This window comes from Aliivibrio sp. A6 (genome assembly GCF_028765505.1).
Taxonomy (GTDB): domain Bacteria; phylum Pseudomonadota; class Gammaproteobacteria; order Enterobacterales; family Vibrionaceae; genus Aliivibrio; species Aliivibrio finisterrensis_A.
Genome location: NZ_JARACR010000058.1, coordinates 1 through 8,930, shown reverse-complemented (window position 1 = coordinate 8,930; position 8,930 = coordinate 1). Strand labels below are relative to the sequence as shown.

Here is an 8,930-nt window from a genome sequence, read left to right as displayed (position 1 = left end):
CTAAATTTACCACTTAATACGGTAAACTCAAAGGAACCTAGAATGCCGAATGTAGCAAATCGTGTTGATGCATTTGTTATATGCTCACTTCTCACCCGCCACCGTCGAAAATAAACGCCGCCGCGCGCCCTTTAGCGCTACCAAATAAGAGTTCGCGGTGTTATTATGTAAAAAAATCAATAGGAAAATTAAAGAATGAGCAATCATAAACTAACAATAAGCGGTAAAAACATTAGCATTGATGAATATGTAACCCCTGAATTTGCTAGAAAAATCATAGCATTACTTTATTCTGATAGTTCTTCTATTATTGATAACCCTCAGAATATACAAACACCCCAAAGCGATACAAAAAAAACTGCGCCCCTTGCTGAAAAAGAAGATGTAAATACTATTTTTACTCAATTTTGTAAATCTCATGATGTCCGTAGGTATTGCGAAATAGTACTAGCAGTAGGTATTTATCTATCAGAGCAAGGGAAAGAATATTTTACAATTAAAGACTATCGTAATTTTTTTGAACAACTAAAAGGGTTAAAAGCAACGAATGCACCAGCGAACATACGTTGGGCATTAGATATCAATTGGATAGCGGATGCGGGCGATAATAAATATAAGGTCACAGCCGCTGGACGTAGAGTCCTAAAGGAAAAGTTTCCTGATTCTGTTCGAGGATCTACGCGAGGAAAACCCAAAAGATAGGGTCTATAAGCTCAAGGGATCTTACTCTCTTGAGCATATAACGCCGCAATAACACGTTTATTACTACGACGACTTAGCTGAATTTTACTGCCTTAAACACTGAAACCAAAGACAAACCTACAACGCCGAATGTAATAAATCGTGTTGATTGCTTTGTTATATTGCCTATTGATAAACGACATGAAATCGTTCCAATACAAGAACCATTTCCTCATTAGGCTGAATATTTAACTCTGAACATTCAGCAGCAAAGAAACGCCAATGAGCTTCACGCCACCATTTTAATGAACGGTCGCCCTCGCCTTCTGCATGAACAAACTCAGACGTAACTTCGTTATATTTACACGTTTCAACTGAATCAATTTCAATGATACAAATTGGTTTCCCATTCCAATCAACGACTACTTGTAAGTGACCAACGGTTGGCATTGGTTCTTCACCAGATTCATACCAAACATTTAAGCTACAAGTTGCTGTCTTTTGACCAATTCGGATTAATTCTGCGCATAAATTGGCATTATGCTCATCAGCACAGAAATAGTCTGAACTGAATGATTGATACTTTTCACGTTCAATTTCAGAAAGTGAGCTTAGATACTGATCCAAGTAGATTTGAGACTGTTCTTCCATGAAATCCTCTTAACTATTTTCGCAATATAACGCCTGCATAACACGTTTGCTACGATACAGACCTAGCTGAATTTTAACGCCTTAATCACTGAAAATAAAGGCAAACTGACAACGCCGAATGTAGCAAATCGTGTTGATGCATTTGTTATAAGCAATTCATATTTAGCCAACACTATAGCTAATAAAGAAATATAACGTTGCCCCAATTCCTAACATGAAATAGGCAATACAGATCCATAAACACCACTCCATAGTATTTTCAACTATTGATTCAGGAGTATTCTTCGACCATAAAATACCTGCTGGTTTGCCCCAAGCAATTCTTAACCATTTCGCAGATAGGTATTGATAAAATAAACCACTAAGAATAGACAAACCCAATAATATCCATGCTATATAAATGCTACATCCAAAAACTGAAATCAATGGAGTCTCTTTAGGGATATCAATAAAGTTCCTTGCGAAGAAAACTGGTAATAATAATGAAGCTGAGGATAAATTAACTACGGATTTCACCATATCTAAATAACGTTCATTTGTATCTTTTTTCCAAGGTTCTTTCATAATTTATCCTATGAGATGATTCTATGCTTATAACGCCGCAATAACACGTTTATTACTACGGCGACTTAGTCGAATTTTACTGACATAAACACCAAAACCAAAGACAAACCTACAACGCCGAATGTAATAAATCGTGTTGATTGCTTTGTTATGCGCGTTTCTTCAGATTAATTGGAGGTTCAGTTTTCATTTGTTGAATGAAGCCAATTTTATCTGTTGTTTGTGCAAACCCACGTAACTGTCCTAGTAAACCACCAATAGCTTCTGGTGCATAATTCAAGAATTTGACCATTTCTTTAACGTTGTAACAATACATTGGCTGCGTAGGATGAACCATTTCATTTCGTTTAGCTTTAAGTTCAATAAACTTAGAACGATATTTTGACGATTTAAACTCCGTCATTTTATGTGCAGCAAATGTTGTAACCCATGCTTCAAGTCGATCCTCTAGTGGAGCTTGAGAGTTCAAGGTAGCAATATTTGAATACTCGCTTGGTTCAGCAACCAATCCATTCAAATGAAACGTATATTTATGTAAAAAACAATCAACTAAAGAAACAGCACATTGAAGATAAGAGCGATAAGCTCTTGTTAGATTACCAAAGTCATCAGATAAAATAGCATTATAAGCTTCTTTTCGATAATGAGTTATATCATTAGCAAAAGAAACTTCAGGCGCTTCAATTCCCCCAGGAAAACTTACATTCTTCGAATAATCCGCATACTGGGATTGTAAATTAAACTTAATCCCTGACTCATCCCCCATAATAGATATTGAAACTGGAGTACTTAAAAAGCGATCTTTCTGATCAAGCATTTGCTGAAGGATATTAGCTTTACCGTTTTTACGAACACTATCTATTTCTTTTTTTAAATCTATGTGTAAAGCGTCATCTTTCCCTTGGCTAATTTTTACCTCGTTATAAAGGAATTTTCGTTGAACTTTTGGTAAATCAAGTTCTTTCCAAATCTGGAGTACGTACTTTTCAGCTTTATCTTTCCCAACTCTAATTTCACACAATTCAACTTTCAAATTTCCTCCTAGCGCATAACGCTGGCATAACACGTTTATTACCATGCAGACCAACCTGAATTTTATTGCCTTAATCACAAAACCCAAGGCAAACCCAGAACGCCGAATGTAATAAATCGTGTTGATGCGATTGTTGTGCGTGCTTACTTTCGGCTTGGCCAGCTTGGTAAAGAACTGCCCTGCCAAGATCTTCTAAGCCTTGATTCTAATTTACCAATAGTAATTAAGCGAACAAAATGTTCTTAAATTGCGAGATAAAGTAAATGGAAACCAATACATTTCTTACACCATTTGAACCGTTTGGTTTCAACAATTTTGGAACTGATAAACTAAATACACTCGCCACAATTGGGATTGAAAATGCTGCGAGGAAAACACTGATGCAAACTAAAATGAGGCATAACCAAAGAATAATTGAAGCGTAAAATAGCTTCTGAAACGCCTGAACTTAGGGAGATAAGGGTTAATTTGCCGAACCTGATGAAATGAAAACCAAAAGGCAACAAAGAAGAAATTTACGTTTACTAAGCCAAAACTACGAAAGCCGCGATCCTATTGATGAACCGTGCAAAAAATTTCGGACTCAGTACGCACAACGCCGCAATAACACGTGCGAACGCCTTACTTTCCAAACCAATTATACTTCAAACCACAAACGCCGAGTGTAATTAGCATCGTGTTGATTGCTTTGTTACACGATCTTTGTCAACGATCCGCTTTAATTGGTAAAGAACTGATTTACCAATAATATTTACAAACCAATTTTAAATTACAAAAGCTAATTTAGCGAACAAAAGAAACGTTCAACTACAAAAACTGCGAAACAAAGCAATCCTTTTTCTAGCACCATTTGTACGATTTGGTTTCAGCCAATTTGGAGCTGATAAACCAAATATCCTCGCCACAATTGGGATTGAAAATACTGAGAGCAAAGCACTGATGTAGAATAAAATGAGGCAAAACCATGAACAATTGAAGCGTGAATTAGCTTCTGAAATCCATGAACTTTTGACAATAATGGTCAATTGCCGAACCTGATGAAATGGAAACTAAAAGGAAACAAAGAAAAAGGAAATCCACCCTACTTTCACACCTAAAAAACTAATGGCTCAATCGCTGAACTGAGCCAAAAAACTGCGATCTTAGAGTTCGTGTAACGCCTGCATAACACGTTTAGTACTATGCAATTATACTTAATATTGACACCTTAAAACGAGAAACACCCGACAACCTGAGATGCCGAGTGTAGTAAATCGTGTTGATGCATTTGTTATATTTTACTACGCCATAGCAAAATTGATCGTGTGCACCTTAGTTAAATTCACGTTTTGTTTTGCTTGCCATAGATCGTAATTGTCTTGCATTGTTAACCAACTTTCAGGCGTACGACCTAGTGATTTTGAAAGACGTAATGCCATTTCAGGTGAAATTGAACTCTTACCCTTTATCACTCGATTTAGAGTTGAAGCAGCAACATCAAGTTGTTTAGCAACAAAACGACAACTATAGCCAAATGGTTCCATATAAACGTCATGGATAAACTCACCTGGATGTGGGGGATTGTACATAGCCATTAATGGTAATCCTCGTAATTTAAAATGTAAGCATTACCATCGACAAACTCGAAAGTAACACGCCAGTTACCATTTACTGTAATTGACCAAATTCCATCTCTATCCCCTTTCAGAGGATGAAGTTTGAAACCCGGCAAATCAACATCATCAATAATGGTTGCAGTATCTATCGCAGCTAATTGCATTCTCAATTTGCGATCATGTTTCGCTTGAATACCCGCTTTACTGCCAGTCTCAAAAAACTTTTTAAGACCTTTGTGCTTAAATGTTTTAATCATACGAATAGTGTAGCGCGTTGCGCATTATGACGCAAGTTTCAATAAAAAATATAACGCCGCAATAACACGTGCTGAACGCCATAATTACCAAACCAATTATACTTTAAACCACGAATGCCGAGTGTAATAAGCATCGTGTTGATTGCTTTGTTATACCGTTTCTAACAGCGTACCCAGTACCTTGCTGATGGATCCGGAAAGACCTTACCCATTATGATATTTTCAAATTTACCACCGTTACTTTCTATTATTTTTCGTGAAGCTACATTGTCTTCGTCAGCAATTAATAGTACTCGATTGAGCCCAAGTTCTTTGGCTTTAGTTAAAGCCAATTTGAGAATCGATGTTCCATGACCATTTCGGCGAAATGATGGCGCTATATCATAACCAATATGACCTGCTTCCAGTGCTAGAAACTCATTATTTATATTGTGACGAATACGAACCACGCCCAAAATAGACTGATTATCATCAATTAGCCAAAAATGACTACATGGGACATAACCTTCACGTAAGTTAATCCCGTTACTTTCATCAGTTAAACTTTGAATATACGAAGAAAAATCCTCTTTTCCCAATAAGTACGATTCAATATTACCAATGTCGTTGACTGCATAATCCTCGAAGAAACTAAAGAATGCTGACTTCAATTCCAGTGATGGTACAACTAATTCCATGTCAATTTCTCCTTTAAACGGTATAACGCCGCAATAACACGTGCGAACACCTTACTTTCCAAACCAATTATACTTCAAACCACAAACGCCGAGTGTAATTAGCATCGTGTTGATTGCTTTGTTACACGATCTTTGTCAACGCTCCGCTTTAATTGGTAAAGAACTGATTTACCAATAATATTTACAAACCAATTTTAAATTACAAAAGCTAATTTAGCGAACAAAAGAACCGTTCAACTGCAAAAACTGCGAAACGAAGCAATCCTTTTTCTAGCATCATTTGTACGATTTGGCTTCAACAATTTTTTAGCTTATAAACCAAATATCCTTGCCACCATTGGGATTGAAAATGCTGCGAGCAAAACACTGATGCTGACCGAAATGAGGCAAAACCATGAACAATTGAAGCGTGAATTGGTTTCTGAAATCCATGAACTTTTGGCAATAATGTTAAATTGCCGAACCTGATAAAGCGAATATTAAAAGGCAACAAAGAAAAAGGAAATCCACCCTACTTTCACGCCTAAAAAACTAATGGCTCAATCGCTGAACTGAGCCAAAAAACTGCGATCTTAGAGTTCGTGTAACGCCTGCATAACACGTTTGCTACGATACAGGCCTAGCTGAATTTTACTGCCTTAATCACTGAAACTAAAGGCAAACCGACAACGCCGAGTGTAGCAAATCGTGTTGATGCGATTGTTAAATGAACTCTTACTGCAAACCACGGTCATTGAGAACAAATTGGCGTAACTCGCGCTCTTCCCTCATGACGTAAAGAATATATACAATATCATCGTTGGTTACTTTGTAAAAAATACGGCATGGCGGCAATACAATTTCACGATAATCTAAATGAGGAAGCTCAGGAACACTACGGCCTGATAATGGAAAATCCTCTAAACGCTCAACACGATGGAAAACTGATTGAACTAACGCCTTAGCCGCTAAGATATTATTAATAGCGATATATTCTGCAATTTCGTCCAAATCTAATAATGCTGATTCAGTCCAATTAATTACAGCCATTTATTCATCTTCTCTTTTGCGGCTTCATGAGAAACTACACGATTATCTGAAATTGCTTTTTCACCGCGAGCAATACCTTCAAGAATAGCAATTCGTTTTTGCATAAACTCGTAATCATCAACATCTAACAAATAAGCAGACGGTTGACCGTGCTCTGTAATTAACACTGGTTCTTTTGAAGCATGAAGTTCAGAAAGAATCTTGGTTGCTTGACGTTTTAATGTAGTGACTAATTCAACTTTCATATTCAGTTTCCATTATCGAAAGAACAAAGTATCACTATTGTATCACTTAATTATCCATTGAGACAGTTCATTTAACGCCTGCATAACACGTTTGCTACCATACAGATTAAGCTCAAATTTACCACTTAACACGGTAAACTCAAAGAAACCTAGAATGCCGAGTGTAGCAAATCGTGTTGATGCATTTGTTAAATGCCTTTTTACGTTATATACTGAATCCACATACTTAATGCGCATGAGTGGTAACGTTATGAGAAATCAATATAATACACAAGCGGTAAAGAAAGCGACCAATTTAACCTTAAATAGTGACCTGCTTGCTGAAGCAAAACGTTTAAAAATAAACCTTTCAGCAACAATGGAAAAAGCACTTTCACAAGAAGTGAGTAAGTTGAAAAGACAAGAATGGTTAGAGCAAAACTCTGAAGCTATTGATGCTTGCAACGAACTAACCGAGAAACACGGTCTTTTTTCCGATTCATACCGAGTATTTTAAATGTCTCAATTTACGCTATATAAAAACAAAGATAAAAGTTCAGCTAAAACCTACCCATATTTTGTTGATGTTCAAAGTGATCTACTTGATAACTTAAATACTCGATTAGTCATTCCATTAACACCAATCGAACTACTTGATAAGAAAGCACCAAGTCACCTTTGTCCTACAATTCATATTGATGAAGGTGACTTTATAATGTTGACTCAACAAATGACAAGTGTTCCAGTTAAAATCTTAACCGAACCTGTTAATGAGTTATCGACTTTCAGAAATGAGATCATTGCTGCAATTGATTTTTTAATCACGGGCATTTAACGCCTGCATAACACGTTTGCTACTATGCAAACCAAGCCTAAATTTACCACTTAATACGGTAAACCCAAAGAAACCTAGAATGCCGAATGTAGCAAATCGTGTTGATGCATTTGTTATGTGTAAACAATTAAACTCACGTTAACTTTTTTTATGAGCCTGTTTTAATTGAATAAATTGTTGGGAAAAATCTTCCGCTAACTCTCGACTTTCAGTAATAGTTATACTTTCGTTATTATATTTTGCGTTATTAGTCCAATTATATGAACCATGTACGACCTTTTTTATATCAATCACGCAAAATTTGTTATGCATTAGTTTTTTACCCCATTGTGATAATGGAGCTACTTTATAATATTCAACACCTCTTGAACCGAAATCTAAGCCATACTTTGCAGTAGTTTCATCGTCATTAACAATAACTTGAATATTTAACCCTGCCTTATGTCGTTGAAGCAGTTCATTTCCAATATCTTTATCGGTAAACCAAGCCATCGCAACCCAAATTGAAAATTTTGCATTTCTTATATTATTAATAATTTGTTCGTGAATCGCCTGAAAGTGAGCTTCTACATCAACTTTATCTTCCATCTCTGCACCAGAGACTTTGTAAACGCCCGAGCTATTTTTCTCTAACTGATATCCGTCATGCATTATTATTTTATTAATACTATCTGCGATTTCTTCATAATTTGAAGATCTTCGACTATCAACTAACCCTTCGATCATTGGTTTAAATTGAGCTGTACCATTTAATGCTTTTAACGTAGTAACTGCATAATCTTTACGGCTACCTCCATTAGGAAATCCACCATTACCATAGGAGTAGACATCTCGAACACCAAATAAATTAAAGAACTTAACCATTTCGCTGCCACTTAAATACGGCGCAGGAGAATCATCACCAGTAACGAACGCTTTCAATGTCTCAATCGAAAAATCAGAAATTTCCATTTATACCCTTAAACTAGAAAAAACACATAACGCTTGCATAACACGTTTATTACTATGCCAACCAACCTGAATTTAACCGCCTTAATCACAAAACTAAAGACAAACCCAGAACGCCGAGTGTAATAAATCGTGTTGATGCGATTGTTGTGCGGACTCTCTTTCGGCTTGGCCAACTTGGTAAAGAACTGCTCTGCCAAGATTTTCTAAGCCCTGATTCTAATTTACCGATGGTAATTAAGCGAACAAAATGAACATAAAACTAGAAATAATGTGAAGAAAAACAAATACCTTTACAACGCTATTTGAACGGCTTGGTTTCAGCTAGTTTGGAACTGATAAACCCAATATCCTCACCACAATTGGGATTGAAAATGCGGCGAGAAAAACACGGATGCAGGCTAAAATGAGGCAAAACCAAAGAACCATTGAAGCA

General features: G+C 36.4%; 12 protein-coding genes. 3 read left to right on the top strand and 9 right to left on the bottom strand.

The genetic code is table 11. The annotated features are described in order from the left end of the window. Window positions 1-195 precede the first annotated feature (195 nt). Window positions 196-702, top strand: coding sequence for a hypothetical protein (locus tag PVK70_RS18285; RefSeq protein ID WP_130049380.1), 507 nt, complete (start codon window positions 196-198; stop codon window positions 700-702). 165 nt (window positions 703-867) lie between these two features. Here PVK70_RS18285 and PVK70_RS18280 read toward each other — a convergent pair whose 3' ends face one another. The 8 genes from PVK70_RS18280 to PVK70_RS18245 all read right to left on the bottom strand — a co-directional run bounded on the left by PVK70_RS18280 (window position 868) and on the right by PVK70_RS18245 (window position 6,732). Further along, on the bottom strand, window positions 868-1,332 hold the full coding sequence (locus PVK70_RS18280) for an ASCH domain-containing protein (RefSeq protein WP_060993039.1): 465 nt from the start codon (window positions 1,330-1,332) through the stop codon (window positions 868-870). Between the two features lie 162 nt (window positions 1,333-1,494). Next, window positions 1,495-1,896 (bottom strand): hypothetical protein, encoded by a 402-nt coding sequence (locus PVK70_RS18275; protein ID WP_130049381.1) that lies wholly within the window; start codon window positions 1,894-1,896, stop codon window positions 1,495-1,497. A 148-nt stretch (window positions 1,897-2,044) separates the two neighbouring features. Continuing rightward, a complete protein-coding gene (locus tag PVK70_RS18270) occupies window positions 2,045-2,929 on the bottom strand; it encodes a hypothetical protein (RefSeq protein ID WP_130049382.1) in 885 nt (294 codons plus the stop codon). 1,280 nt (window positions 2,930-4,209) lie between these two features. Continuing rightward, on the bottom strand, window positions 4,210-4,503 hold the full coding sequence (locus PVK70_RS18265) for a HigA family addiction module antitoxin (protein WP_017023495.1): 294 nt from the start codon (window positions 4,501-4,503) through the stop codon (window positions 4,210-4,212). Further along, window positions 4,503-4,781 carry a type II toxin-antitoxin system RelE/ParE family toxin gene (locus PVK70_RS18260; RefSeq protein ID WP_012534781.1) on the bottom strand — a complete coding sequence of 93 codons (279 nt, stop codon included), beginning with the start codon at window positions 4,779-4,781 and terminating at the stop codon, window positions 4,503-4,505. Before PVK70_RS18260 ends, PVK70_RS18265 begins: the two co-directional genes overlap by 1 nt. A gap of 161 nt (window positions 4,782-4,942) precedes the next feature. Continuing rightward, window positions 4,943-5,458: a GNAT family N-acetyltransferase gene (locus PVK70_RS18255; RefSeq protein ID WP_130049383.1), complete on the bottom strand. Its 516-nt coding sequence runs from the start codon at window positions 5,456-5,458 to the stop codon at window positions 4,943-4,945. 714 nt (window positions 5,459-6,172) lie between these two features. Then, window positions 6,173-6,487 carry a type II toxin-antitoxin system RelE/ParE family toxin gene (locus PVK70_RS18250; RefSeq protein ID WP_011263487.1) on the bottom strand — a complete coding sequence of 105 codons (315 nt, stop codon included), beginning with the start codon at window positions 6,485-6,487 and terminating at the stop codon, window positions 6,173-6,175. Further along, window positions 6,478-6,732, bottom strand: a complete 255-nt coding sequence (locus PVK70_RS18245) for a type II toxin-antitoxin system Phd/YefM family antitoxin (RefSeq protein ID WP_011263488.1) — start codon at window positions 6,730-6,732, stop codon at window positions 6,478-6,480. Before PVK70_RS18245 ends, PVK70_RS18250 begins: the two co-directional genes overlap by 10 nt. Window positions 6,733-6,982: 250 nt before the next feature. Here PVK70_RS18245 and PVK70_RS18240 point away from each other — a divergent pair, with 250 nt between their 5' ends. Both PVK70_RS18240 and PVK70_RS18235 read left to right on the top strand, forming a co-directional pair. After that, window positions 6,983-7,228, top strand: coding sequence for a type II toxin-antitoxin system CcdA family antitoxin (locus PVK70_RS18240; RefSeq protein WP_012535294.1), 246 nt, complete (start codon window positions 6,983-6,985; stop codon window positions 7,226-7,228). Continuing rightward, the gene (locus PVK70_RS18235) at window positions 7,229-7,546 is read left to right on the top strand and encodes a CcdB family protein (protein WP_054776277.1); all 318 of its coding nucleotides are present in this window, start codon (window positions 7,229-7,231) and stop codon (window positions 7,544-7,546) included. Window positions 7,547-7,684: 138 nt separating this feature from the next. Here the strand turns inward: PVK70_RS18235 and PVK70_RS18230 are convergent, their stop codons facing one another. Continuing rightward, window positions 7,685-8,497, bottom strand: coding sequence for a phospholipase D-like domain-containing protein (locus tag PVK70_RS18230; protein ID WP_130049385.1), 813 nt, complete (start codon window positions 8,495-8,497; stop codon window positions 7,685-7,687). Between the last annotated feature and the right edge of the window lie 433 nt (window positions 8,498-8,930).

Coding starts and splice junctions, on each gene's coding strand:
- PVK70_RS18285 (WP_130049380.1), top strand. CDS start 196: ATGAGCAATCATAAACTAACAATAAGCGGTAAAAACATTAGCATTGAT.
- PVK70_RS18280 (WP_060993039.1), bottom strand. CDS start 1,332: ATGGAAGAACAGTCTCAAATCTACTTGGATCAGTATCTAAGCTCACTT.
- PVK70_RS18275 (WP_130049381.1), bottom strand. CDS start 1,896: ATGAAAGAACCTTGGAAAAAAGATACAAATGAACGTTATTTAGATATG.
- PVK70_RS18265 (WP_017023495.1), bottom strand. CDS start 4,503: ATGGCTATGTACAATCCCCCACATCCAGGTGAGTTTATCCATGACGTT.
- PVK70_RS18260 (WP_012534781.1), bottom strand. CDS start 4,781: ATGATTAAAACATTTAAGCACAAAGGTCTTAAAAAGTTTTTTGAGACT.
- PVK70_RS18255 (WP_130049383.1), bottom strand. CDS start 5,458: ATGGAATTAGTTGTACCATCACTGGAATTGAAGTCAGCATTCTTTAGT.
- PVK70_RS18250 (WP_011263487.1), bottom strand. CDS start 6,487: ATGGCTGTAATTAATTGGACTGAATCAGCATTATTAGATTTGGACGAA.
- PVK70_RS18245 (WP_011263488.1), bottom strand. CDS start 6,732: ATGAAAGTTGAATTAGTCACTACATTAAAACGTCAAGCAACCAAGATT.
- PVK70_RS18240 (WP_012535294.1), top strand. CDS start 6,983: ATGAGAAATCAATATAATACACAAGCGGTAAAGAAAGCGACCAATTTA.
- PVK70_RS18235 (WP_054776277.1), top strand. CDS start 7,229: ATGTCTCAATTTACGCTATATAAAAACAAAGATAAAAGTTCAGCTAAA.
- PVK70_RS18230 (WP_130049385.1), bottom strand. CDS start 8,497: ATGGAAATTTCTGATTTTTCGATTGAGACATTGAAAGCGTTCGTTACT.